Raw genomic sequence first — 24,298 nt, 5'->3', positions numbered from 1 at the left:
GCGGGCCCTCCCCCGGCGCCCCCCCGCCGGCCCCCCCCCGCCGGGGGGCCGCGCCCGCCCCGGGCGGGCGGGCGGGGGGTGGGGGAGGGCAAGACCCCCCCGCCAGGCCGGCGGGCGCGGCCCCCCCCCCCGCTGCTGTCCGGCCGCCCGGCGGGGCGCCGGCCCCGCCGGTGGCACAGGCGCGTGTCGCCCGGCCCGCCGGTGCAGGCGAGGAGGCGACGCAAATCGAAGCCCCGCAGCGCCTCTACGGCGGCAGCGCGGCGCAAGGCGGCTGGCTGATCGTGGTCGACATGCCGCCCCAGGCCGACGGCCGCCATGGCGAACCCTTCGCCGGCGAGGCTGGCCGCTTGCTCGACAACATGCTGCGCGCCCTGCAACTGGAGAGCGGCGCCGTGCCTGTGCACCTGATGCGCACGCACCGTGGCGCCACCCACCCGGCGTCCACGTCGCAACCGTTCGAACAAGGCTTCGACGCGCATCTCGCCGCCATTGCGCCGCGCATCGTGCTCGCGATGGGACCGCTCGCGGCGCAGTGCCTGCTGCGGCGCAATGAGCCGCTCGGCAAGCTGCGCGGCCAGGCGGCCGAACTGCCGGGCCTGCCGGGCGTGCAGGTCGTGGCGACCTATCACCCGGCCTACCTGCTGCGCAACCGCGGCGACAAGGCGCGGGCCTGGGCCGATCTCTGCCTGGCCGCGGCCCGGTTCTAGCAGCCATCCGGCAGCGCCTGCGGTAGCCGCGGCCGTCAGCGGCGGCTGCTCTTGCGAGCCTGCAGCCGAGGCGCACGCTCTCCCCCGGAACCTAAAATCCCGCCCCATGACTTTCCTCTACAAGCTGCGCGCGGCCGAGCAGCAAAACGCATCCATGCTGTGCGTCGGCCTCGATCCGGAACCCAGCCGTTTTCCGGCGCAGCTCAAGGGCGATGCCAGCCGCATCTACGACTTCTGCGCCCGCATCGTCGACGCGACGGCCGACCTCGCCATCGCGTTCAAGCCGCAGATTGCCTACTTCGCCGCGCACCGCGCCGAAGAGCAGCTGGAGCGCCTGATGGAGCACATGCGCCGCAACGCGCCCCACGTGCCCACGATCCTCGACGCCAAGCGCGGCGACATCGGCTCGACCGCCGAGCAATACGCCATCGAGGCCTTCGAACGCTACGGCGCCGATGCGGTCACGCTGTCGCCGTTCATGGGCTTCGATTCGGTCGAGCCCTATCTGCGCCATGCGGGCAAGGGCGCCTTCCTGCTGTGCCGCACCAGCAATCCCGGCGGCGCCGACCTGCAGGGGCAGCGCCTCGCGGGCGTGGAGGGCGAACCCTTCCTCTACGAGCACATCGCGCGGCTGGCCCAGGGGCCGTGGAACCTGAACGGCCAGCTCGGCCTCGTGGTGGGCGCGACCTATCCGGCGGAGATCGAGCGCGTGCGTGCGTTGGCGCCCACCGTGCCCCTGCTGATCCCCGGCGTTGGCGCGCAGGGCGGCGACGCGGCCGCGACGGTACGCGCCGGCTGGCGCGAAGACGCGCCGATCGTCGTCAATTCGTCGCGCGCCATCTGCTATGCGTCGTCCGGCGACGACTACGAGCAAGCTGCGCGGCGCGAGGCGCTGCGGACCCGCGACATGCTGCACGCGGCACGCGGCTGAGCACTGCGCGCCAAGGCTCCTACCGTTGCGAGCCCGGCGCGCCGATCGCCCCGGGCGTCACCTGACCAGGGCCGGCGCCGCTTCCTGGCGTGACGCCGACCCGCTGCTGCGCAACGCGGGCAGCACCTCGGCCCAGCGCAGCAGCTCCTTCAGCATGGCCTCGCAGGCCACGCCTTCCTCCGGCGTCGCTTCGAAGGCGCCGTCCACGATCCGCCGCGCGACCCACGGAATGGCCACGGCCTCCAGCAAGGGCACCACCTTGAAGGTCGTGAGCAACTGCTTGGCCACCTGCACCGCGCGCATGCCGCCCCCGACGCCGCCGTAGCTCACGAAAGCGGCGGGCTTGTAGTGCCATTCGCGCACCAGGTAGGTCATCGCGTTCAGCCAGGACGGCGGCGGGCCGTAGTTGTATTCGGGCATCACGAACACGAAGGCATCGGCACCGTCGACCTGTTGGCTCCATCGCCGGGTGTGCGCATGCTGGTAGTTGCCGCTCTTCGGGTGCTCGGGCTCGTCGAACAACGGCAGCCCGACGTCCGCGAGTTCGACCAGCTGGACATCGAAACCGCCGTGCGCGAGCGCGACGCGATGCGCCCATTGCCCGACCGGGCTGCCGACGCGGTGGGGCCGGGTGCTGCAGACAATGACGTGGAGTACGGGCTTCATGCGGTTCTTGCAGGGGCGAGCCGGAAATCATAGTGCGCCGACCAGTAGGGCTGGTCCATCTCGCGGCCGTCCGCGGCGGTGCCCGGCGGGTGCTGCTCGAAGGGCACGATCAGGCTTTCTCGCACGCCGAAGACGATGTCCGACTCGATATAGGGGCTGTCGGCGACGAACAGGTGCGTGGTGACGGGCACATGCCCGTCGGCCGAGACGATCATGTGGATGTGGCCGGGCCGGTTCGGGTCGCGGCCCATGCGCTCGATCATCGCGCCGACGGGGCCGTCCATCGGGATCGGATAGAAGCTCGGACGGATCGACCAGAGCCAGAACCGCCCTTGCGCGTCGGTGCGGAACACGCCGCGCGCGAGCATCTGGTCGGAGCCCTCCACCTGCATGTCGTAGACGCCGTCGCCGTCGCCGGACCAGACGTCGAGCCGTGCGTCCGCCAGCGGCCTGCCCTCGGTGTCGGTGACGCGGCCGGTGTAGAGCGTGGGCTCGCCCGGCACGCTTTCGCCGATGTCGTAGCCCAGCGGACGCTCCGGCGCGCCGACCCAGTAGTACGGGCCCTGCACGGTCGCCTCGGTCGCCGGCGTGGCGCCGCTGGCGTCGGCCGATGCGCGCGCCTGGGCCAGCGCGACGACCAGCATCGAGACCCCCAGCGTGTCCGACAGCAGGATGAACTCCTGTCGCTTGTCGTTGCAGGCCTGGCCGGTGGCGGTCAGGAACTGGATCGTGTTCATCCACTCCTCGCCGGTCAGGTCGACGGAGCGCACGAAGTCGTGGACATGGCGCACGAGCGAAGTCATGACCTCCTTGAAGCGGGCGTCGGTGCAGCCGTCCAGGCGGGCGATGACTTCGTCGGTGAGGGTCTGGGTGGCGTGTGGGGCTTCGGCCATCGGGGGTCTCCTGTGTTCTAGGGCGCCTACGTTATCCATAGATGCAATGCAGTCAAAGTGAAGAATTTCGATAAAGTCTATCTACGTCATCGATTGAACTGGAACCCAAGATGGAGCTGCGCCACCTCCGCTACTTCTGCGCCCTGGCCGAATGCCTCAACTTCACCCGCGCCGCCGAGCGGGTGCATGTGACGCAATCGACCCTCTCGCACCAGATCCGCCAGCTGGAAGACGAACTCGGCCATGAACTGTTCGACCGCATCGGCCGGCGCGTGCTGCTGACCGAGGCCGGCGAGACCTTCCTGGGCTATGCCTCGAAGGCGCTGCGCGAGGTCGACCAGGGGCTCGGCGAACTCAAGCGCTCGGCCGGCGCGCTGTCGGGCGAAGTGCGCATCGGCGCCACGCACACCTTCAACATCGCCTTCGTGCCCGAATGCCTTGCCGCCTTCCTGGCCCGGCACCCGACGGTGAAGGTCTGCGTGGACGAGCTGGCGGCGCAGGCCATCGGCCAGCGGCTGGTGGAAGGCACGCTCGACGTGGGCATCGCCTACGAGCCGACCGAGCCCGACCTGCTGTGGTTCGAGCCGCTCTACAACGAGGAAATGATGCTGGTCGTCGGCGCCGGGCACCCCTTCGCGTCGCGCAAGCGCCTGCGCATGGTCGAGCTGCACAAGCAACCGCTGGTGCTGCTGCCGCCCATGTTCACGACGCGGACGCTGCTCGAGCAATGCTTTTCGAGCTGCGGCGCCGAGCCCCTCGTCGCTGCGGAGCTCAACACCATCGCGCCGATGATCGACCTGGTGGCGCGCACGCACCTGGCGGCGATCGTCTCGCGCAATGCCGTGCCGGCGCGCGACGACATCTGCGTGATCCCGCTGGAAAGCCCGACCCCGATGCGCACGCCCGGCCTGCTCTGGAGGCGCGACGCGCGGCAGAGCGCGGCCGTCAAGTCCTTTGCGCGGGACATCCGCAAGGCGGCGCTCAAGCGCAGCCTGCAACCCACGCCTTAGCCGGGCGCCTGGGCGGCGGGGCGCCGGAACGGCAGACCGCCAACCGCCAACCGCCAACCGCCAACCGCCAACCGCCAACCGCCAACCGCCAACCGCCAACCGCCAACCGCCAACCGCCGTGCGTTCCGCGCCCGCATTCGTCGCCAGCGGCCGAAGGCCTCTGCATTGAATCGACTGCGTCGATCAATGGCATCGAAATTCTTCATTTCCTCGCCTCACCATCAATCGTTAAGGTTCGCCCACCTCAGCGAAAAGGATTGACATGAAGATTGGCAAGGAGACATTGCCCCGCACCGCGATCTCGACCTCCGACGAGCACACCATCGTCGTGCGTGGCCGCAACCTGTGCACCGAGCTCATCGGCAAGGTGTCGTTCACGGACTACTTCCACCTGCTGGTCACCGGCAGGATGCCCGACGCCGCAGGGACTGCCGTGCTGGACGCGACCCTGGTCGCCATCGCCGAGCATGGCCTGGTGCCCAGCGTGCAGGCCAGTCGGATGACGCTCGCCGCCGCCCCGGATGCGATGCAGGGCGCCGTGGCGGCCGGCATCCTGGGTTGCGGCTCGGTGATCCTCGGGGCCTCCGAAACGGCCGGCCGCCTGTTCAGCGAGATCGACCAGCGCGCCGGCAGCGATGGCGATCTGGACGAGGCCGCGCTCGCCGTGCTGGGCGAGTACCGCCAGGCCCGCAAGGCGATCCCGGGCTACGGGCACCCGCTTCACAAGGAACGCGACCCGCGCGTCGACGCGCTGTTCGAGGTGGCGCGGACCCACGGCGCCGACCTGCGCTTCGTCGCCATCGCCGAAGCCGTCGAGCGCGTGATCCCGCAGGTGCTGGGCAAGGAGCTCAAGCTCAACGTCTCGGCGGCCATTCCGGCCGTGCTGCTCGGCATCGGATTTCCGCTGCCAGCGCTCAAGGGCGTCCCTATCCTGGCCCGTACCGCGGGCCTGATCGCGCACCTCAACGAAGAGCTCGAGAAGTCGATCGGCTTTGCGCTGTCGTACCAGGCCTCGCGCGAAGTGGTCTACGAAGGCGAAGTGCCGGCTGGCTTCGGCGGCTCGCACTGAAGCGGCGGCCTCGCGTGCCGTCCACCCCCATTCATCAGCAACAAGACATTCAACAGGAGACATGACATGGACTTCGCAAGAAGGCATCTGGTAGCAGCGGCTGCATTGGCACTCACCGGTGCCAGCGGATTGGCGCAGGCGCAGCAGGCGGACTGGCCCATCCGGCCGATCAGGATCGTGGTCGGCTTCGCCGCCGGCACGCCGCCCGACGTCTTCGCCCGCATGTACGGGGACTACGCCGCCAAGAAGCTGGGCGTGGCCGTCGTCATCGACAACAAGCCTGGCTCGGCGGGCAACCTGGCGACCGATGTGGTGGCCAAGGCGCCGGCTGACGGGTACACCGTGCTCTACAACGTCTCCACTGCGTTCACGATCAACCCATTCATCTACGGCAAGCTGCCCTTCGACCCGCAGAAGGACCTGGTGCCCGTGGCCACGACCATGCGGCAGGGCCTGGTGCTCATCGCCGGCCCGCAACTGAAGGCGAACTCGGTGAAGGACGTGGTGGCCGAGTCGCGCAGCAAGCCCGATTCGCTGTCGCATGCGTCCTATGGCGCCGGCAGCCCGTCGCACCTGATCATGGAATGGCTGAAGGACGAGAACAAGATCAGCATGGTGCATGTCCCCTACCGCACGACGCCCATCACCGAGCTGATCGGCGGGCAGGTCGACATGGTGCTGGAGCCGATGGCGACGGCCTATCCGCTGATCAGCGGCGGCCGCGTGAAGGCGCTGGCGTATTCCGGTCCGCAACGCCACCCCGCGATGCCGAACGTGCCGACCTTCGCGGAGACCACGCCCGGCCTGACGATGACGTCGTGGCACGGCATCTGGGCGCCCGCCGCCACGCCGGCGCCAATCGTCGAGCGGCTGCATGCCACCTTGGTGGCCGCCAGCCAGGATCCCGAGATGCAGCGCCGCATCAAGGACCTGAACTGCGAGCCGCTGGGGCTGAGCCGGGCGGAGATGGCGGAACTGGTCAAGCGCGACGCCGATATCTATGGGCGCATCGTCAAGACCAGGAACATCCGTGTCGACTGAGCCCGCACACCTGCACAAAGAGGGACTGTCACTCATGACGCTGCATTCGAATGCGAGCCGCTGGCTGGGCCGCGCGCTTGGCGCCCTGGTCGGCCTGCTCGGGCTGGCGAACGCCGGCACGGTCGCCGCGCAGCAGCCGGCCACGGCGGTGCGCCTGGTCGTGCCGTTCTCGGCCGGCACCACCACCGACAACGTCGCCCGCGTGGTCGGCACGCCGCTGGGCAAGCGGCTGGGACAGCCGGTCATCATCGACAACCGGCCGGGCGCCGGCGGCTCGATGGGCACCGAGCAGGTCGCGCGGGCGCCGTCGGACGGCGGCACCCTGGTGATGGGGACGGTCGGCACCCACGCGATCAACGCGTCGCTGTACCGCAAGCTGCCCTACGACCCGCAGAAGCAGTTCGCGCCGGTGGCCTTCGTCGGCTACACGCCGCTGTTGCTGGTCGTGCCGGCCAATTCCGCCGCCAAGACGCCCGCGGACCTCGCGCGCATGGCGCAGCGGCCCCAGGGCATCACCTTCGCGTCCGCCGGCAACGGCACTTCGGGCCACCTGGCCGGGGAGTTGCTGGCGAAGCTGGGCGGCACGATGATCCACGTGCCCTACAAGGACGGCGCCCAGGCGCTGACCGACCTGATGGCGGGCAACGTGGACTTCATGTTCTATCACCCGACCGCCGTGCTGCAGCACATCAAGAGCGGCAAGCTCAGGGCGATCGGCGTCAGCAGCGCCGAGCGCAGCAAGGCCGCGCCGGACGTGCCGACGCTCGCCGAGCAAGGCCTTGCCGGCTTCGACCTGGTCGCGTGGTTCGCCCTCTATGCGCCCGCGGCCACGCCCGCACCGGCGCTGGAGCGGCTGCGTTCCGCGGCCGACGCCACCCTGTCGGATGCCGACACGCAAGCCCGCCTCGCCGCACAGGGCGTCGAGGTGCGGCCGATGCGTGGCGACGAACTGGCCCGCTTCACCGGCACCGAGGTCGCCAAGTGGGCGGAACTGGTCAAGCGCTCGGGCGCGCAGGTGGATTGACGAACAAAAAGCCCTCACAGGAAGCTTCAACATGTCCAAAGTCCTCGAAGGCATCACCGTCCTCGAACAGGGAACCTTCATCACCGGCCCGGCCGCCGGCATGCTGCTGGCCGACCTGGGCGCGCGCGTCATCAAGATCGAGCAGCCCGGCACCGGCGACCCGTTCCGCGCCTTTCGCGGCGGCCTCTACAGCCCGCACTTCCAGACCTACAACCGCAACAAGCAGAGCATCACGCTCAACACCAAGAAGCCCGAAGACGCGGCCGCGTTCGACGAACTGGTGCGCGAGGCCGACGTCTACATCCAGAACTTCAGGCCCGGCGCCGCGGAGCGGCTGGGCGCGGGCTGGGAGCGGCTGCACGCGCTGAACCCGCGGCTCGTCTACTGCGCGATCAGCGGCTTCGGCCAGGACGGACCGGCGTCGGGCCGTCCCGCCTACGACACCGTCGCCCAGGCGGCGAGCGCCTACCTGAACCTGCTCGTCAACCCGTCGAACCCGCGCGTGGTGGGGCCCGCGCTCGCCGATGCGATGACCGGCTTCTATGCGGCCTACGGCGTGATGGGCGCGCTGATCGAGCGCGGGCGCACCGGCGTCGGGCGCCGTGTCGAGGTGTCGATGCTGGAAGCGATGTGCCATTTCAACCTCGATGCGTTCACCCACTATTTCTCGGAAGGCGAAGTGATGGGGCCGTTCAGCCGGCCAAGCGTCTCGCAGTCGTACGTGCTCGAGTGTGCGGACGGCAAGTGGATCGCCCTGCACATGTCCTCGCCGGAAAAGTTCTGGCAGGGCCTGGCCGACGCTGTAGAGCGCACGGACATCTTCGACGACCCGCGCTTCGCCACGCGCGAGGCCCGCATCGCGCACCAGGACGACATGATCCTGGTCCTCGGCGAGCTGTTCAAGCGGCGCACGCGCGAGCAATGGTGCGCGCGCCTGCTGGCGCGCGACGTGCCGCACGCGCCGATGTACGACACCAGCGAGGCGCTGGAAGACCCCCAGGCCCGGCACCTGCAACTGGCGATCGAGGCGCCGCATCCGACCATGGGCACGTGGCGCACGGTGCGGTCGCCGGTGAGCTTCGATGGCGAGCGGGCGTTGACCGTCACGCCGCCGCCGATGCTGGGGCAGCACGACGAGGAAGTGCTGGGGCCGATCCGGGAGCGGTTGCGCCGGCAGGGGTGAGCGGGGTGCGGTTTTTGCCGTGGACGCACTACTATCAAAGTTCTGCTTTCGCGGAGATTCTCGAGATGACATCGTCCCGTTCGGCACGCATCACGACGCATCCACCAGGGGGAACAATGAACTACGACATCAACGCCACGCACGACCCGAACCTGCGCAGCTGGGTGGCGACCGCCAACGTGCCGGGCTGCGACTTCCCGATCCAGAACCTGCCCTTCGGCCGGTTCAGGCCGGCCGGCAGCGCGGAGCCGTTTCGCATCGGCGTGGCCATCGGCGACCGCGTGCTGGACCTGGAGGCTGCCCACGTGCTGGAGCACTCCGACATGAACATCGTCATGTCGGCATCGCCCGCCGAGCGGGCAGCATTGCGCGCCCTGTTGTCCGAGGACCTGCGCGAAGGCAGCCCCAAGGAGAAGCATTGGCAGCTGGCGCTGTATGCCCAGGCCGACGTCGAGATGACCGTGCCTTGCACCATCGGCGACTACACCGACTTCTACACCGGCATCCATCACGCGACCACCGTCGGCAAGCTGTTCCGCCCCGACGCGCCGCTGATGCCCAACTACAAGTGGGTGCCCATCGGCTACCACGGCCGCGCCTCTTCCATCGGCGTGAGTGGCCAGCGCTTCAAGCGACCCAAGGGGCAGACCAAGGCACCCGATGCCGACACGCCGTCCTTCGGCCCGTCGAAGCGGCTCGACTACGAACTCGAACTCGGCTTCTTCATCGGCCAGGGCAACGCGCTGGGCGAGCCGATCGGCATCGCCGAGGCCGAGCAGCACCTTTTCGGCGTGACCCTGCTCAACGACTGGTCGGCGCGCGACCTTCAGGCCTGGGAATACCAGCCGCTCGGCCCGTTCCTCGCGAAGAACTTCGCCACCACCTTGTCGCCCTGGCTGGTGACGATGGAGGCGCTGGCGCCCTTCCGTGCCAAGGCCTTCGAGCGGCCGGCAGGCGATCCGCTGCCGCTGCCGTACCTCGACAGCGACGTCAACCGCCACACCGGCGGGCTCGACATCACGCTCGAGGTCCTGCTGCAGACCGCGAAGATGCGCGCGGCCGGCCAACCCGCCACGCGGCTCACGCGCGGCAACGCCACGCAGGCCGCCTACTGGACCGCCGCGCAACTGGTCGCGCATCACACGGTGAATGGCTGCAACCTGAACCCCGGCGACCTGCTGGGATCGGGCACGCTGTCGGGTCCCGAGCCCGACCAGGCGGGGTCGCTGCTGGAACTCACGCTGGGCGGCAAGAACCCGATCACGCTGCCGAATGGCGAGAGCCGCACCTTTCTCGAAGACGGCGACACGCTCACGCTGCGCGGCTACTGCGAACGCAAGGGGGCGGTGCGCATCGGGTTGGGTGAGGTGAGCGGAACGGTGGTCGGTTGAGGCAGCGCTGCCGCATCGAACCTGTCGCTACGGATTCGACGCCGCCCGCGCCGCATCCAGATTCGCCTTTGCCCGCTCCGCCAGCGCCATCTCGCCCGGCGTGCTGGGCGTGAAGGCCTCCGCCGGCATCGGCCTGCCATGCGAATCGACCGAGACGAACACGATCAGGCATTCGGTGGTCTTGGTCATGACGCCGCCCTTCATGTCGCCGCTGCGCACCTCGACCGAGATGTTCATGCTGGTCTTGCCGGTGTAGGCCAGCCGCGCCTCCACCTCGACCAGGTCGCCGATCATGATCGGGTGGTGAAAGCGGATGCCGCCGATGAAGGCCGTCACGCAGTAGCGCTTGGCCCAGCTCGTGGCGCAGGCGTAGCCGGCCTCGTCGATCCACTTCATGACCGTGCCGCCGTGCACCTTGCCGCCGAAGTTGACCGTGCTGGGCTCGGCGAGAAAACGAAGCGTGATGGAGGACATGGAACCCTTTGAGGACGGCCAAGGCGGCGATGGTCTGATTATCCTGAGGACCCGTTTCCGCGCCACTCCGACGCGCACGAGGTGACGGATGGCGGATGCCTCGCAACGCGGAAAACCGCGGCGCAAAAGGTCCGAATCGCGCATCTACATGTCGGCGAAGGCGCATCCAGCCCGTCGGAAACGACGCAACGTTGCAACAGACGGCGTCCTACATCTTCCTTTGTTGCGCACCTGCAACGCCATAACTGCACCAAACGGGAGCAAAAACGCACGTTCTTGGCGCATTTTCGATGCTTGTAACCCGCTATCTGTTTCAGAAACGTGGACATGTGCTTGGCCCGGAACGAAGGCCTCCGAGGGAAAAGGCATATATCGATCGAACGATTGTTGATCTGTAACTAACAATTGTTGCTGCAGCGCAGCAGGCAGAAAACGTTTGAAAGACAAGTTGCCTAAAAAAGGTCGTCTATGTACCAATAAGTAATGACGAAATTCGGCAATCAACCTTAATGTAATGAAGAAGACAACACTACTCGCGCTGATCCTCGCGACGACCCTGGCCGCGTGCGGGGGCGGAAGCGGCAGCAGCGGCACCTCCTCCCTCGGCACAGTCGCCGCGCTCGACAAGCCTTCCACCACAGTCGAAGCCGCCACCACGCCAGACACCACAGCCGACCCGAAGGGCACCACCCGCCAGAAAACCGTCTACACGCACCTGGCCAACGAAGGTGAAATCTTCACGTTGCCCGCGGTGACCACGGTGCGCTTCGGCAGCGGCAGCAACTGGAAAACGGTCGACATGCCCGCGAACATCGCGATCATGTGCCACGTCGACATCTTCGGTAATCCCGGCGTGCCTGCACCCCGGGTCTGCGAGACAGTGGTCAATGTGCCCGACACGACCACGACCACGCCGGCAACGCCGGCGACGACCACGGGAACCGCGCCGGCGGGCTCGTCGGTGATCCCGGGAAAGACGATCACGCACCTGGCCAACGAAGGTGAAATCTTCAAGTTGACGGCGATCACCACGGTGCGCTTCGGCAGCGGCAGCAGCTGGAAAACGGTCGACATGCCCGCGAACATCGCGATCATGTGCCACGTCGACATCTTCGGTAACCCTGGCGTGCCTGCACCCCGGGTCTGCGAGACGGTGGTCGACGCGGGGGCTTCGACCTCGCCGCCCGCATCGACGCCAAGCACACCTGCCACAACGCCGCCTGCCACGACGCCTTCCACCCCTGCCACGTCGACGCCGACGGCGCCTGCAGGCTCCAGCACGATTCCCGGGAAGACGATCACGCACCTGGCCAACGAAGGTGAAATCTTCAAGTTGACGGCGATCACCACGGTGCGCTTCGGCAGCGGGAGCAGTTGGAAAACGGTCGACATGCCCGCGAACATCGCGATCATGTGCCACGTCGACATCTTCGGTAACCCCGGCGTGCCCGCACCCCGGGTCTGCGAAACCGTGGTCGACACAGTGGCTTCCGCCCCCTCGACGCCGGTGGTGACGCCCCCCGCCACCACGACGCCGCCCGTCGTCACGACGCCGCCCGTGACCACGCCCCCGGCGTCCGGCGGCAGCAGTGGCACGGCCTTGTCCGGCGATGTCGTCGATTCCTCCGGCAAGGTCGTTGCGGCCGCCTACAACAAGATGGCCTCCCTGATGAGCGACCCGGTCGGGCTGGCCTACCGCTACGGTCCGGACGCACCGTCGTACGGCGCCAGCGGCGGCGTGCAGTTGTACGGTCCGCGCCCCAACATCCTGTTCAACAACTACCAGTACATCGCGGCCAACGCCCCGTACAACTGGCAGGTGGGTGCGCGTTCCGCCAGCGCCGGCGCCTATTCCAGCAACCAGGCCAACGTCGCCTTCGCCGCCGACAGCTCTGCCAACGTGGGCATCACCGACTTCCAGACGACGACCCACATGTTCAGCACCTTTGCGCAGTTGCCGCAGTTGAGCTGGACCCTCTACGGGGGCGGCCTCGACAGCATCAACGTGGTGGACTACCGGTCCAAGGGCGTCGTCAGCGGCGCCCCGGTCGCGGTCGCGCGATGCGGCGGACGCCCCGGCTTCTGCAATGAAGGCATCGCGGTGTTCCAGAACGGTGTGATCGGCACCGTGGGCACCAACACCGCCAACAACAGGGCAACGACCCAGCTGCCGGCCAACAAGGTGCCCACGGGCATCGCCCTGACCAACAACAGCGAGTTCGCGCTGGTCACCGTGTGGGACACCAACACGCAAAAGGGCCAGGTGGCGGTGGTGGCCATGGCCGGGCTGTGCAACAGCTGCAACCCGCTCAACAGCCAGGCCAACGGCAGCTACAGCGCCTGGTACAACTGGTGGAACGAGTGGATGGGCGTGTACCCTGGCCTGACGAACGTCGGCAACATCGCCTTCATGAAGATCCTGGGCTATGTCGACCTCGTCGCCACCGATGGCACCGCGATGAACGCTCCGACGGAGATCGCCGCGACGACCGGGTATGACGCATTCAACACCCTGGTGGCGGGCGGCGCCTTCGTGGGCTACCCCAATCCCCTGACCAGCCAGACCAACCGCCAGGCCTTCCTGAGTGGCAATCTTTCCGACAAGTACGCCAAGGGCGGCATGGCAGTCGTGATCTCCAAGTCGGAGAAGAAGGCGGCCTTCATCGACCTGAAGCCATTGTTCACGTACTTCAACGGCGTGTACTTTGGTGGTGACATCGGCACGTTCAACGCGCGAATGGCCACCTTGGGCCAGGGGGCCAACCAGTGGCCCAACATCACGAACGCGACGGCGCAGATGCCGACGGTCGTCAAGATGATCGCCACGGCCGACAAGCCGACCGCCGTCAAGACCACGGTGTTTGGCGCCAACCAGCGCGCCTGGATCGCGACGCAGGATGGCACATTGCGCGTCTACAGCCTTGGCAGTTATGCGCCAGGCCCGACCGTGGCTTCGCCGACGCCGTCGTCGATCAGCGAACTGACACAGTTCGCGATCAACGTCGGCCGCAACCCGACTTCGATGTCCGTCTCGAAGGGTGAACCGGACATTCCCGTGACCTATGCCGATCCGAACTTCCAGGTGCTGGTGAATTCGCGCGGCGACCGCAAGATCTCATGGGTTCGCTTCGGCAGCAACAGCAGCACCATCGCGCGCACCTTGCAGGATCCGCGGATGCTGGACCCGATCGCGGTCGAGGATGCAGACAACTTCGCGAACTGGGGCTACGTGGTGACCGTTGCCGACTACGGGGGCAAGGCCGTCCACAACTTCCGCTACGGTCCGGTGATCTTCATCGATGGCGGGGCCTGCCCGAACGCCAACAGTTGCCCGGTCGTTCCGACCAACGGGACGCCCTTCGGGACGATGAAGATCGAATACGGCGGCAAGATGACCCTCCCGGGGCGGCCGTTCCAACTGAGCGGGACCAACGTGTCCTGAGCCGCGAGGCCCGCCGGGCCGGCTCGAGTCGAGGTGGCAATGCCCACATCGACTTGAGATCGGCGCATCCGGCGCATCGCCGCACATTCGAAAGGGCCCGCCTCGCGCGGGCCTTTTTTCGTCCGGCAGTGCCGTCAATGCGCGCGGGGGCGCTCGGCGCCAAGCGCGGTTTGGTTGTCGTGAAATTGCAACGATTTCGTGTCGCCAACTGCCTGCACTGTTGCTCGAAGGCAACGTGAATTTTGTCCTGAGCTTGAAAGAAAGACGTTGGCACTGACGCCTGCGCGTCCAGGGCAACCCGAGTTGTTACAAGCCGGCGGATCCGGTGCCAGTCAAATCCAACGGATTCGGGCCAATTCCGCATGAAGCGCCCGTTCGTTTCTTTACATTTGGCCCCTCATGTTGTGACAACACCGCAGATAGAAACATTTGAAAGAACGGTTGCGTGGAAAGTGCCTGCTATGTACAAATAAGTAATTACAGGGAACGGAAAACAATTAGAACGTAATGAAGAAGTCAGCATTTGCCGCGCTCGTCCTCGCGTCCATCTTGACCGCATGCGGCGGTGGCAGCGGCGGCAGCAGTGCCTCATCCTTTGCCGGCGCGACCGGCGCAGTCGACAAGACCATCAGCGTCCCGAGTGCCGAAGCCTCGTCCGGTTCCACCGACGCCAAGGCCAGCGCCCGCGAGAAAATCGTCACCACGCACCTGGCCAACGAAGGCGAGATCTTCAAGCTCTCGGTGCCGACCTGGGTGCGCTTCGGCAGTGGCAGCAATTGGCGCGAGATCATCATGCCCGCCAACATCGCCATCATGTGCCACGTCGACATCTTCGGGGACCCCGGTGTGGGCGCGCCCAGGGTCTGCGAGACGATGGTCGACGTACCGGACGCCGCGCCCGCCACGGGAAAGACCTACACGGCCCTGGCAAAGGAAGGCGAGATCTTCAGGCTGGCGACGCCGACCGTGGTGCGCTTTGGCAGCGGCAACAACTGGCGCGAGGTCACCATGCCCGCCAACATCGCCATCATGTGCCACGTCGACCTCTTCGGGTACCCCGGCGTGGGCGCACCCAGGGTCTGCGAGACGGTGACCGACACACCGGCGCAGCCGGCGACGTCTTCGCAGATTCCGGGGAAGACGATCGTCCGCGTGGCCAACGAGGGCGGGATCTTCAATCTGGCAGCAATCACCCCGGTCCGCTTTGGCAACGGCAGCAGTTGGCGCACGGTCACCATGCCCCCCAACATCCCCATCATGTGCCACGTCGACCTCTTCGGAAACCCCGGCGTGCCTGCGCCCAGGGTCTGCGAATCGGTGGTCGACACGCCGGCGGCGCCCCCGCCGGCTCCGGGCAAGTTGATCGAACCCCTGGTCAAGGAAGGCGAGATCTTCAAGCTGACGTCGCCGACCGTGGTGCGCTTTGGCAGCGGCAACAACTGGCGCGAGGTCCTGATGCCCGCGGACATCGCCATCATGTGCCACGTCGACCTCTTCGGGAATCCTGGCGTTCCGGCGCCCAGGGTCTGCGAGACCGTGCGCGACGGGGCGAGTTCGGGCGGCGCCCAGACGCTGCCGAGCATCGGCTCGTCCCTGGTCGGCGACGTGGTCGACGCATCCGGCAAGATCGTCGACCCGGCCTATTCCGCCATGGCGGCGTTGCTGAGCAAGCCGGAAGGCATGACCTACCGCTACGGTCCGAATGCGGCGTCGTACGGCGCGGGCGGAGGCGCCCAGTTGTTCGGGCCGCGGCCCAACAACAACTTTCTGGGCTACCAGTACATGTCTCCCGATGCGCCGTATCTCTGGCAGGTCGGGGCGCGTTCCGCCAGTCCGGGCCTGTATTCCAGCAACAAGGCCAACGTCAGCTTCGTGGCCGACAGCAATGCGGCCCACGTGGGGATCGCCGATTTCCAGACGACGACCCACATGTTCAGCACTTTCGCGCAGTTGCCGCAGTTGAGCTGGACCCTCTACGGGGCGGGCCTCAACAGCATCAACGTGGCGGACTACAGGGCCAAGGGCATCGTGGGCGGCGACCCGGTCGCGGTCACGCGTTGCGGGGGGCGTCCCGGTTTCTGCAACCAGGGCCTGGCGGCGTTCCAGAACGGTGTGATCGGCACCGTCGGCACCAACACCGCCACCAACAAGTCGACGGTGAAGCTGCCTCCCAACAAGGTCCCCACAGGCATCGCCATGACCAACAACAGCGAGTTCGCGCTGGTCACGGTGTGGGACACCACCGCCATGAAGGGCCAGGTGGCGGTGGTGGCGCTGGCTGGCCTCTGCGACAACTGCAACCCGTTCAACAGCCAGGCCAACGGCGGCTACAGCGCCTGGTACAACTGGTGGAACGAGTGGATGGGCGTGTACCCCGGCCTGCCCAACATCGGCAACATCGCCTTCATGAAGATCCTGGGCTACATCGACCTCGTCGGCCCGGATGGCTCCGTGATGAAGGCGCCGACGGAGATTGCGGTGACCACCGGGGTGGACCCGTTCGACACCATGCTGCCCGGCGGCATCTTCGTGGGCACGCCGCTTCCGTTGACCAACCAGGCCAACCGGCAGGCTTTCCTGAACGGCGAGAACGCATGGAAGTACGCCAAGGGCGGGATGGCAGTGGTGATCTCGAAGACGGAGAAGAAGGCCGCCTTCATCGACCTGAAGCCGTTGTTCAGCTACGTCAACAGCATCTACTTCGGTGGCGACCTGGGCACCTTCAACGCGCGCATGGCCAGCCTGGGCCAGGCCGACAGCCAATGGCCGTACACCTTCGCCAACCAGCCGCAACAGGCGCCCACGGTGGTCAAGATGATCTCGTTGCCCGAGAAGCCGACCGCGGTCAAGACCACCGTGTGGGGGCCGAACCAGCGCGCCTGGATCGCGACGCAGGAGGGCGTCCTGCGTGTCTACAGCCTCGGAAACTATGCGCCCGGCCGGACGGCGACGGCGACCACGGCGTCCTCGATCGCCGAGTTGCCGCAGTTCGCGGCCAATGTCGGCCGCAACCCGACATCGCTGTCGTGGTCGAAGGGCGAGCCGGACATTCCCACCGAATATGCCGATCCCAACATGCAGGTGATCGTGACTTCGCGCGGTGATCGCAAGATCTCCTGGGTCCGTTTCGGCGCCAACAGCAGCAGCATCGTGCGCACGCTGCAGGATCCGCGGATGCAGGACCCGATCGCCGTCGAGGACGCGGACAACTTCGCGAACTGGGGTTACGTCGTGACGGTCGCCGACCATGAAGGCAGGGCCGTCCACAACTTCCGCTACGGCCCGGTCTCTTTCATCGATGGCGGCGCCTGCCCCAAGGCCACAGGCGGCTGCCCGGTGATTGCAACCAACGGCGTCAAGATCGAATACGGCGGCAAGATGGACTTGCCCGGCAAGCCGTTCCAGGTCAGCGGGGCCAACGTCCCCTGAGAAGGTGTGAATCCGAGGCCCGCCGTGCGCGGGCCTCTTCACATGGGCGCTCGCAAGAAGGCCCTGTGCGATCATGCCGGCCATGCCAATCTCCCGTCGAAACCTCCTGCTTGCGGCTAGCGCCGCGCGTCTTTTTGCGCCTCTTCTTGCGCCTCTTGCCAGCCATGCCCAGGGCAACACCTGGCCGACCCGGCCGGTGCATCTCGTGGTCGGCTTTCCGGGCGGCTCCACACCCGACATTGCCGCGCGCGTGCTGGCGGAATCGCTGGCGCGCGTGCTGGGCCAGCCGGTCGTCGTGGACAACAAGCCGGGCGCCTCCGGCAACATCGCCGCGGACTTCGTGGCCAAGGCCACGGACGACCACACGCTGGGTATCGTCATCAACGGCAACCTGACCTCGTCGAAGCTTCTTTACCCCAGCCTGCCCTACGACCCGGCGCGCGATTTCACCGAACTGTCGCTGCTGGTCACCGCGCCGCTGGTGCTGGTGGCCTTGCCCTCGCTGCCATCGGGTCCGGCATTCTTCGATGCGGCTCGCGTCGCGGGCGACAAGTGGAACTACGGTTCGGTCGGCGTCGGCTCGGTCGGGCACCTCGGCATGGAATTGCTCAAGTCCCGCGTGCGCGGCTTTGCGCCGGTGCATGTGCCGTTCCAGGGCAATCCGCAGGTCATCACCGCGATGCTCGGCGGGCAGGTGCAGATGGCGCTGGTTCCACCCGGCGTGGCCATGCCGCAAGTGCGCACCGGCAAGATCAAGGCCATCGGCCTGACCAGTGGGCGCAGTCCGCTCGCGCCCGAAGTCGCGCCCTTGGCCAATGCCGGCGTGCGCGACTTCGACCTGGAGGTGTGGGCCGCGCTGCTCGGGCCGGCCAGCCTGTCGAAGGCGGCGCAGGAACGCATCGCGCACGAACTCGGGCCGATCATGAAATCGGCCGACGTGCGGCAGAAGCTGTTCGACCAGGGCTGGCAGGCGGTGGGCACCTCGCCCGACGGCATGCGCGCGCGGGTGAAGAAAGAGGCCGCGATCATGGCCGGCATCATCAATGCCCAGGGCATCAAGCTTGAATAGTGTCGGCGGCATGCTCACCGAGCCGGCGCGCAGGCTGCCGGTTTTCGGCGAGTACGACGTGGTCGTGATCGGTGGCGGCCCGGCCGGCCTGGCCGCGAGCGCCAGTGCGGCGCGCCACGGTGCGCGCACCTTGCTCGTCGAGCGCTATGGCTTCCTGGGCGGCATGGGCACGGCGGGTGGCGTGACCAACTTCGCCGGGCTCCATGGCCGGCGCGGCGGCGAGATGACGCAGGTGGTGCACGGCGTGGTGGACGAATTGCTCGACCGCATCGATGCGCTCGGCGGCCTCAACAAGCCGCAGGACGGCATGCAGGGCCGCATCCGGGTGCGCTCCTACGATGTATCGGCCTACAAATGCGCGGCCGACCAGTTGCTGCTCGCGGCGGGCGTGGATGTGTTGTTCCACGCGTGGGCCGCATCCGTGCTGATGGAGGATGCGGCGGAAGGTGCGCCGGCGCGCATCGCCGCCCTGGTGGTCGAGACCAAGTCGGGCCGGCAGGCCATCCGGGCCGGCGCCTTCGTCGACTGCTCCGGCGACGCCGACGTGGCCGCCTTTGCCGGCGTGCCTTTCGAGGTGGGCGACGGGCAGGGCAACAGCCTGTTCCCGACCACGATGTTCCGCGTCGGCCATGTCGAGCCAGGGCCGGCGCTCGCAGCCATCGGCGAGTTCAAGGCCATCAACGACCTGATGGAAGCCGCGCTGCGCGACGAGCCCGGTCGATACCGGTTTCCGCGCGAGGGCGCGATCGTGCGGCCGCAGATCAACCCGAGCGAATGGCGCGCCAACGTGACGCAGATCCGCAACGCGGAGGGCCGTGCGATGAGCGGGGTGGACGCGCGTCAACTCAGCGCCGGCGAAACCGAAGGCCGGCGCCAGATCGTCGAGTACTTCCGCTTCATGCGCGACAAGGTGCCGGGCTTTGCCCAGGCGCAGATCGTCGACATCGCGGCGCAGGTCGGCATCCGCGAGACCCGGCGCATCGATGGCGCCTATGCGCTCACCGGCGAGGACATCCTGTCGTCGGCCCGCTTCGACGATGCGATCGGCATCAACGCCTGGCCGATGGAGCTGCACCGCGACGGCCGCATCGACTGGGGCTTTCCGCGCGACGCCGACAACGCCTGCAACGAGCTGCCCTGGCGCATGCTGGTGCCCCGCAAGGTCGACAACCTGCTCGTCGCCGGGCGTTGCGCCTCGATGACGCACGAAGGCCAATCGGCCGCGCGGGCGAGCGGTGGCTGCTTCGTGATGGGTCAGGCTGCCGGCACCGCGGCGGCGATGGCCCGGGGCGCGTCGATGCGTGCCGTCGACGTCGCGGCGCTGCAAGGGGCGCTGGCGGCGGATGGCGTGCTTCTTGAGCGTTAGCGTGCGGTCCCGCAAATAGCCGCGCAACGATTTCGCGCCTCGTGGGCCACATGCCACGCGGCGCCGCTGGAACCCAGGCGACGCGCCCCCGCATTTCGCCGATCCGACGGCGGCAAAATCAAAGCCATGAGTCTCACCACCGCCCACGCCGACCGCATCGTCAAGGACCTCGTCACTCTGCTGCGGCTGGAGCAACTTGACGCCGACCGCTTCCGCGGTGCCACCGAGGACATCGGCACGCGCAACGTGTTCGGCGGACAGGTGCTGGGCCAGGCCCTGATGGCCGCCATCCGCACGGTCGACGCGTCGCGCCCGGTGCATTCGCTGCATGCCTACTTCCTGCTCGCCGGCGACAAGCGCGAGGCCATCGACTACGTGGTCGACCGCGTGCGCGATGGCCGCAGCTTCGCAACGCGGCGCGTGTCGGCGATCCAGAAGGGCCGCACCATCTTCACGATGATGGCCTCGTTCCAGGCCGGCGAGACAGGCGCCTTCGAGCACCAGCACACGATGCCCGACGTGCCCGCGCCGGAGACGCTGGTGAGCGACGCCGCGCTGCGCCGCGCGATGGTGACTCGCGTGCCGGACCTGGCAGCCCGCGCCAAGTTCGACGCCGAGCGGCCCATCGAGTACCGCACCGTCGACCCGACCGACCCGCTCGAGCCCGAGCCGCGTCCGGACGACTACCGCCTCTGGATGCGCTCGCTGACCGCCTTGCCCGACGACCATGCGCTGCATTGCGCGATGCTGGCCTACGCCTCGGACCACGGGCTGCTGCGCGCGGCCTTGCTGCCGCACGGCCTGAGCTTCATGCAGCCCGACCTGGTGGCCGCGAGCCTCGACCATGCGATGTGGTTTCATCGTGACTTCCGCATGGACGACTGGCTGCTGTATTCGATCGATTCGCCCAACGGCGTGGATTCGCGCGGCCTGTGCCGCGGCGAGATCTATTCGCGCGACGGCCGGCTGGTCGCGTCGGTGGCGCAGGAAGGCGTGGTGCGCCTGATCGACCCGGAGACGCTCAGCCGAGCTCGAAAGAAGTGACGCCGTAGACGCGTTCGAGCTCGCAGGCCGGCGTGGCCCCGGCATACATGCGCGCGGTCTCGAACACCCGCTGCATGCCGAGCGAGGTCGCCAGCGTCGCGGCATCGGCATTGCGCAGCGGCACGTCGAGGAACACCGTGTCGCCGACCGGCACGCTGCGGCACAGCGCCAGGTAGAGCGACTTGGCCACGTCGCGGCTCTCGGCCACGAGCGGGCCGATCTTGTGGCCCTCGCGGCACTTGCGGATCAGGCCCCACCCGGCCAGGCGCTTGCGCTCCATCCAGGCCAGCCCGGTGGCGTCGGGCATGCCGACCCAGGCGCGCAGGAACTCATCGCGCGCGGCCGGGAACACGCGACGGTCGTCGCTGCGAACCAGCTTGAAGTCGACGCCCGACAACGGCACGATCTGTCCCGCCACCGCCTGCCCCGCGGGGCGGGCCACGCCGGCGAAGCGCGCATTGTTCCAGGCCAGCGTGAAGCCGCTGCGCCGGTAGTTGTCCTGCTGCGCCGGCACGCCGTCCAGGCCGATCACGCGCCCTTCCAGCCGGGCCATTCCCGCCTGCCACAGCTTCAGGCCGAAGCCCTTGCCGCGCCACGGCGGCGCGACCACGTAGAAGCCGATGAAGCCGAAGTGCGCCTCGTAGCGCACGGCGGCGATGCAGCCCACGGGCTTGCCCTCGTGTTCGCCGATCAGGAAGCCCTCGGGGTCGGCCGCATGGAAGCAGGCGGCATCGTGCAGGCCCGGGTTCCAGCCCTCGAGCGCGGCGAAGTCGATGGCCAGGCGCATTTCGTTCGGGCGCAAGGTGCGGATGTGCAGGTCCATGGACCCGATTGGACGCCAAACACGGGCTTGTGTCTGCCATCCGCAGCCAACTCACCCCCGGAACGGATTCGAGGTCGCAAACCAGAGACCGATGCCGGTGGCGATGATGAAGGCGCCATCGGTCACGCCCGCGATCAGGAAGAACTTGGTCTGCAACGTGTCGACCAGCTCCGGCTGCCGCGCGGTGCCTTCGAGGAACTTCGAGCCGACGATGCCGATGCCGATGCAGGAGCCGAAGGCGGCGATGCCGATGAGCAGCGAGACGCCGAGGGGGAGGAGGTCGAAGCCGTTCATGGACTGGTTCCTTGTGCGGGTTGTGAGTCGTGCCCTCACTGTCGTGCCCTGGCTGCGTCGGGTCGATGACGCCGCAGGTCATGCGGGACAGCACGCCAGTCGGTGTAAGGTCGCGGCAACGCCGGAAACTTTCTGCAATGATTTCAAAGCTGCCGCTGTCGTTCCCTTTCCCTTTCCCTTCGCCTGCGACGCGCCGGATGTTCGCTTCGCGCCTCGCGCTCGCCGCTGCCGCGCTCGGTTGCGCCGCCAGCGGCTGGGCACGGGGGCCGGCGGCGCCACCGGTTGCCCCGACCATCGAATTCATCTACGAAGGCGCGCTGGGCACCGACGCCATCGGCATGACGCTGGCGCCGGTCAAGGGTGCGGAAGGGCAGCTGACGGGGCACTACTTCCTCGGCAAGGCGCTGGCGGACATTCCGTTGACCGGCAGCCAGCAAAACGGGCGGCTGTTGCTCCTCGAAGCGGGCGGCGGCGTCTTCGACCTCGAACTGGTGGGCGCGGGCAATGGCGATGGCAAGCCGCCGGAGCTGGCCAACAGCATCGGCGCGACCGGGACGTGGACGCTGGCGAAGCGGCGCCTGGACGTGACCCTTGGCAACACCGGCAAGCGCGAGAGCAGCGCGCGACGCTACGAGAAAGTCACCAGCGAGCCCGATGCGGCCTTCGAGGCGCGCGTGCAGGACTTCTACAAGGCCGTGCTGGCAAGCGAGCGTGCCGAGGCTGCGCGCTTCGTCGACTATCCACTGAAGGTCAAGCAGGGCGGCAAGACGCGCCAGATCGCGAGCGCCGAGCAACTGGTTGCCGCATGGGACCAGGTCTTCAACAAACCTTTCATCGAGGCGCTGAAGGTGGCGCTGCCGCACGACATGTCCGTTGCGAACGGGCAGGCGATGATGGGAAGCGGAGTGATCTGGTTCGGGGCGAAGGGGGCGGCGGTGATCAATTTGCCGTAGCAGGCATCGATATGGAGGCACGGTGCGCCTGCGATGCCGCGCCTCCCCCATCCGGCGGAGAAAGTGGCACGCGGCGCTTGATAAAAAGCAGCCGCAGCCTGATGCTTGCGCGGTGAGCGACGACCTGTTTGACGAGTTCTTTTGGAACGACCTGCTCGACTACATCGACGATCGCAGGGTCGTGGTGGTCATCGACAGCGGGCTGCTTCCCGTGGCTTGCGATCGGCAAACGCAAACCTTCGACGCACTGGTGGCGTCACGCCTGGCCGCGAAGCTGCGCATCGACCTGAACGGCGCCGGCCACGCGCCGCGCCTGGTGGATGTGATCAGCCGCTACCTGATGCTGCCGAGGTCGCGCAAGGAAGACCTCTACGTGCGCATCGCGCAAGTCATCAAGGACATGCAAGTCGAACCCCCGCAGGCCATGCTCGACCTCGCCGCGGTGAGCCCGTTGAACCTTTTCGTGACGCTCTCATTCGATGCGATGCTGGAGCGCGCGATCGATCTGGTTCGCCACGGCGGGGATGCCCGCACGGAGGTGGTGACCTTCGCGCCCAACCGCGCGACCGACTTGCCGACGCCGCTCGAACGTCTTGCCGCCCCCACTGTGTTCCACCTGCTGGGCCGTCAGTCTTCTGCGCCTGAATGGGTGATCTGTGACGAAGACAGGCTGGAATTCCTGCATGCGCTGCAGGACGATGCGCGCAAGCCCAAGCTCCTGTTCGACGCACTGCGCGACAGCCACCTGCTGCTGCTGGGCTGCCGCCTCCCCGACTGGCTTGCCCGATTCTTCCTGCGAGCGGCCAAGAACGCACCCCTGTCGTCACGACGCGTGACGCTGGAGTATCTGGTCGAGCCCATGGCAACGGGCGATGCCGAACTCGCGACATTCCTCGCGGACTTCAGCCCCAACACGCGCCTGGTCGCGCTCGATCCTTCGGTTTTCTGCGCGGAGCTGCGCAAGCGCTGGGGCGAGCGGCACCCCGAGGGCAACCCGGTGCGCCTTGACGAAGTGCCACCCCCGAAGGCCGATGCCGACGGCGCCGTGTTCCTGAGCTATTCCAGCCAGGATGCGGTGGCCGTGCGCCGCCTCGCCCAGTCGCTGGACGCGGCCGGCATCGACGTCTGGTTCGACCGGGAGCAGCTCCAGGCGGGCGCCGAATGGGACCGTCGCATCCGGCGCGGCGTCGACGCCAGCATCCTGTTCATCCCGGTGATCTCCCGCGCCACCCAGGACGAGACGCGAAGGCGCGACTACTTCTGGAGCGAGTGGAATGCCGCTGACGATCGGGCCAGCGGCATGGCGCCGGACGAGCCGTTCATCGTTCCCGTCGTCATCGATGACACGCCGCCCTACACCAGCGTCGTGCCCGACCGCTTTCGAAAGGCACAGTGGACCGTGCTGCAGGATGGCGAGGCCTCCGCCGCCTTCATCGATCGCATGCGCGAGATGTACCGGTCGATCTCGGCGCGCGCCAGGCGCCAATGA

Annotated in this window: 20 protein-coding genes; 15 read left to right on the top strand and 5 right to left on the bottom strand. The window is 67.6% G+C overall.

What is annotated here, in order from left to right; genetic code table 11:
* Positions 1-170 precede the first annotated feature (170 nt).
* Positions 171-707 carry a uracil-DNA glycosylase gene (locus HB681_RS38130; RefSeq protein ID WP_345944699.1) on the top strand — a complete coding sequence of 179 codons (537 nt, stop codon included), beginning with the start codon at positions 171-173 and terminating at the stop codon, positions 705-707.
* 106 nt (positions 708-813) lie between these two features.
* Positions 814-1,638 (top strand): orotidine-5'-phosphate decarboxylase, encoded by an 825-nt coding sequence (gene pyrF / locus HB681_RS17820; RefSeq protein WP_213956189.1) that lies wholly within the window; start codon positions 814-816, stop codon positions 1,636-1,638.
* A gap of 57 nt (positions 1,639-1,695) precedes the next feature.
* Here the strand turns inward: pyrF and HB681_RS17815 are convergent, their stop codons facing one another.
* Both HB681_RS17815 and HB681_RS17810 read right to left on the bottom strand, forming a co-directional pair.
* Complete coding sequence (locus HB681_RS17815; protein WP_213956188.1) at positions 1,696-2,304, bottom strand: NAD(P)H-dependent oxidoreductase; 609 nt, start codon at positions 2,302-2,304, stop codon at positions 1,696-1,698.
* Positions 2,301-3,197 (bottom strand): dioxygenase, encoded by an 897-nt coding sequence (locus HB681_RS17810; protein ID WP_213956187.1) that lies wholly within the window; start codon positions 3,195-3,197, stop codon positions 2,301-2,303. Before HB681_RS17810 ends, HB681_RS17815 begins: the two co-directional genes overlap by 4 nt.
* Positions 3,198-3,307: 110 nt before the next feature.
* On the opposite strand from HB681_RS17810, the gene HB681_RS17805 reads away from it, so the two are divergent.
* The 6 genes from HB681_RS17805 to fahA all read left to right on the top strand — a co-directional run bounded on the left by HB681_RS17805 (position 3,308) and on the right by fahA (position 9,915).
* Positions 3,308-4,207: a LysR substrate-binding domain-containing protein gene (locus HB681_RS17805; protein ID WP_213956186.1), complete on the top strand. Its 900-nt coding sequence runs from the start codon at positions 3,308-3,310 to the stop codon at positions 4,205-4,207.
* 262 nt (positions 4,208-4,469) lie between these two features.
* Complete coding sequence (locus HB681_RS17800; protein WP_213956185.1) at positions 4,470-5,276, top strand: citryl-CoA lyase; 807 nt, start codon at positions 4,470-4,472, stop codon at positions 5,274-5,276.
* Positions 5,277-5,342: 66 nt separating this feature from the next.
* Positions 5,343-6,317 carry a tripartite tricarboxylate transporter substrate binding protein gene (locus tag HB681_RS17795; protein WP_213956184.1) on the top strand — a complete coding sequence of 325 codons (975 nt, stop codon included), beginning with the start codon at positions 5,343-5,345 and terminating at the stop codon, positions 6,315-6,317.
* 34 nt (positions 6,318-6,351) lie between these two features.
* Positions 6,352-7,341 carry a tripartite tricarboxylate transporter substrate binding protein gene (locus HB681_RS17790; protein WP_213956183.1) on the top strand — a complete coding sequence of 330 codons (990 nt, stop codon included), beginning with the start codon at positions 6,352-6,354 and terminating at the stop codon, positions 7,339-7,341.
* A 31-nt stretch (positions 7,342-7,372) separates the two neighbouring features.
* Positions 7,373-8,524: a CaiB/BaiF CoA-transferase family protein gene (locus HB681_RS17785; RefSeq protein WP_213956182.1), complete on the top strand. Its 1,152-nt coding sequence runs from the start codon at positions 7,373-7,375 to the stop codon at positions 8,522-8,524.
* A gap of 116 nt (positions 8,525-8,640) precedes the next feature.
* On the top strand, positions 8,641-9,915 hold the full coding sequence (fahA, locus tag HB681_RS17780; protein WP_213956181.1) for a fumarylacetoacetase: 1,275 nt from the start codon (positions 8,641-8,643) through the stop codon (positions 9,913-9,915).
* A gap of 27 nt (positions 9,916-9,942) precedes the next feature.
* Here the strand turns inward: fahA and HB681_RS17775 are convergent, their stop codons facing one another.
* Positions 9,943-10,389, bottom strand: coding sequence for an acyl-CoA thioesterase (locus HB681_RS17775; protein WP_213956180.1), 447 nt, complete (start codon positions 10,387-10,389; stop codon positions 9,943-9,945).
* Between the two features lie 514 nt (positions 10,390-10,903).
* Between HB681_RS17775 and HB681_RS17770 the strand changes: the two genes are divergently transcribed.
* The 5 genes from HB681_RS17770 (at position 10,904) to tesB (ending at position 20,739) form a co-directional block, all read left to right on the top strand.
* Positions 10,904-13,831 carry a hypothetical protein gene (locus tag HB681_RS17770; protein WP_213956179.1) on the top strand — a complete coding sequence of 976 codons (2,928 nt, stop codon included), beginning with the start codon at positions 10,904-10,906 and terminating at the stop codon, positions 13,829-13,831.
* Positions 13,832-14,338: 507 nt separating this feature from the next.
* Complete coding sequence (locus HB681_RS17765) at positions 14,339-17,260, top strand: hypothetical protein (RefSeq protein WP_213956178.1); 2,922 nt, start codon at positions 14,339-14,341, stop codon at positions 17,258-17,260.
* 82 nt (positions 17,261-17,342) lie between these two features.
* Positions 17,343-18,329, top strand: coding sequence for a tripartite tricarboxylate transporter substrate-binding protein (locus tag HB681_RS17760; RefSeq protein WP_213956204.1), 987 nt, complete (start codon positions 17,343-17,345; stop codon positions 18,327-18,329).
* A gap of 10 nt (positions 18,330-18,339) precedes the next feature.
* Positions 18,340-19,695 (top strand): FAD-dependent oxidoreductase, encoded by a 1,356-nt coding sequence (locus tag HB681_RS17755; protein WP_213956203.1) that lies wholly within the window; start codon positions 18,340-18,342, stop codon positions 19,693-19,695.
* A 126-nt stretch (positions 19,696-19,821) separates the two neighbouring features.
* Positions 19,822-20,739 (top strand): acyl-CoA thioesterase II, encoded by a 918-nt coding sequence (gene tesB / locus HB681_RS17750; RefSeq protein ID WP_213956177.1) that lies wholly within the window; start codon positions 19,822-19,824, stop codon positions 20,737-20,739.
* Here the strand turns inward: tesB and HB681_RS17745 are convergent.
* Together HB681_RS17745 and atpE are read right to left on the bottom strand one after the other, a co-directional pair.
* The gene (locus HB681_RS17745) at positions 20,717-21,562 is read right to left on the bottom strand and encodes a GNAT family N-acetyltransferase (protein WP_213956176.1); all 846 of its coding nucleotides are present in this window, start codon (positions 21,560-21,562) and stop codon (positions 20,717-20,719) included. The genes tesB and HB681_RS17745 overlap by 23 nt on opposite strands.
* Positions 21,563-21,613: 51 nt before the next feature.
* Positions 21,614-21,856, bottom strand: a complete 243-nt coding sequence (atpE, locus tag HB681_RS17740; protein ID WP_213956175.1) for a F0F1 ATP synthase subunit C — start codon at positions 21,854-21,856, stop codon at positions 21,614-21,616.
* A gap of 65 nt (positions 21,857-21,921) precedes the next feature.
* On the opposite strand from atpE, the gene HB681_RS17735 reads away from it, so the two are divergent.
* Both HB681_RS17735 and HB681_RS17730 read left to right on the top strand, forming a co-directional pair.
* On the top strand, positions 21,922-22,809 hold the full coding sequence (locus tag HB681_RS17735) for a hypothetical protein (protein ID WP_213956174.1): 888 nt from the start codon (positions 21,922-21,924) through the stop codon (positions 22,807-22,809).
* A 112-nt stretch (positions 22,810-22,921) separates the two neighbouring features.
* Entirely contained in the window at positions 22,922-24,298 is a 1,377-nt protein-coding gene (locus tag HB681_RS17730) for a toll/interleukin-1 receptor domain-containing protein (RefSeq protein ID WP_345944698.1), read from the top strand.

Origin of the sequence: Variovorax sp. dw_954, assembly GCF_018449755.1 — a bacterium.
GTDB lineage: Bacteria > Pseudomonadota > Gammaproteobacteria > Burkholderiales > Burkholderiaceae_C > Variovorax.
This window is presented reverse-complemented; position numbering and strand designations above follow the sequence as displayed.

Coding starts and splice junctions, on each gene's coding strand:
- pyrF (WP_213956189.1), top strand. CDS start 814: ATGACTTTCCTCTACAAGCTGCGCGCGGCCGAGCAGCAAAACGCATCC.
- HB681_RS17815 (WP_213956188.1), bottom strand. CDS start 2,304: ATGAAGCCCGTACTCCACGTCATTGTCTGCAGCACCCGGCCCCACCGC.
- HB681_RS17810 (WP_213956187.1), bottom strand. CDS start 3,197: ATGGCCGAAGCCCCACACGCCACCCAGACCCTCACCGACGAAGTCATC.
- HB681_RS17805 (WP_213956186.1), top strand. CDS start 3,308: ATGGAGCTGCGCCACCTCCGCTACTTCTGCGCCCTGGCCGAATGCCTC.
- HB681_RS17800 (WP_213956185.1), top strand. CDS start 4,470: ATGAAGATTGGCAAGGAGACATTGCCCCGCACCGCGATCTCGACCTCC.
- HB681_RS17795 (WP_213956184.1), top strand. CDS start 5,343: ATGGACTTCGCAAGAAGGCATCTGGTAGCAGCGGCTGCATTGGCACTC.
- HB681_RS17790 (WP_213956183.1), top strand. CDS start 6,352: ATGACGCTGCATTCGAATGCGAGCCGCTGGCTGGGCCGCGCGCTTGGC.
- HB681_RS17785 (WP_213956182.1), top strand. CDS start 7,373: ATGTCCAAAGTCCTCGAAGGCATCACCGTCCTCGAACAGGGAACCTTC.
- fahA (WP_213956181.1), top strand. CDS start 8,641: ATGAACTACGACATCAACGCCACGCACGACCCGAACCTGCGCAGCTGG.
- HB681_RS17775 (WP_213956180.1), bottom strand. CDS start 10,389: ATGTCCTCCATCACGCTTCGTTTTCTCGCCGAGCCCAGCACGGTCAAC.
- HB681_RS17770 (WP_213956179.1), top strand. CDS start 10,904: ATGAAGAAGACAACACTACTCGCGCTGATCCTCGCGACGACCCTGGCC.
- HB681_RS17765 (WP_213956178.1), top strand. CDS start 14,339: ATGAAGAAGTCAGCATTTGCCGCGCTCGTCCTCGCGTCCATCTTGACC.
- HB681_RS17760 (WP_213956204.1), top strand. CDS start 17,343: ATGCCAATCTCCCGTCGAAACCTCCTGCTTGCGGCTAGCGCCGCGCGT.
- HB681_RS17755 (WP_213956203.1), top strand. CDS start 18,340: ATGCTCACCGAGCCGGCGCGCAGGCTGCCGGTTTTCGGCGAGTACGAC.
- tesB (WP_213956177.1), top strand. CDS start 19,822: ATGAGTCTCACCACCGCCCACGCCGACCGCATCGTCAAGGACCTCGTC.
- HB681_RS17745 (WP_213956176.1), bottom strand. CDS start 21,562: ATGGACCTGCACATCCGCACCTTGCGCCCGAACGAAATGCGCCTGGCC.
- atpE (WP_213956175.1), bottom strand. CDS start 21,856: ATGAACGGCTTCGACCTCCTCCCCCTCGGCGTCTCGCTGCTCATCGGC.
- HB681_RS17735 (WP_213956174.1), top strand. CDS start 21,922: ATGACGCCGCAGGTCATGCGGGACAGCACGCCAGTCGGTGTAAGGTCG.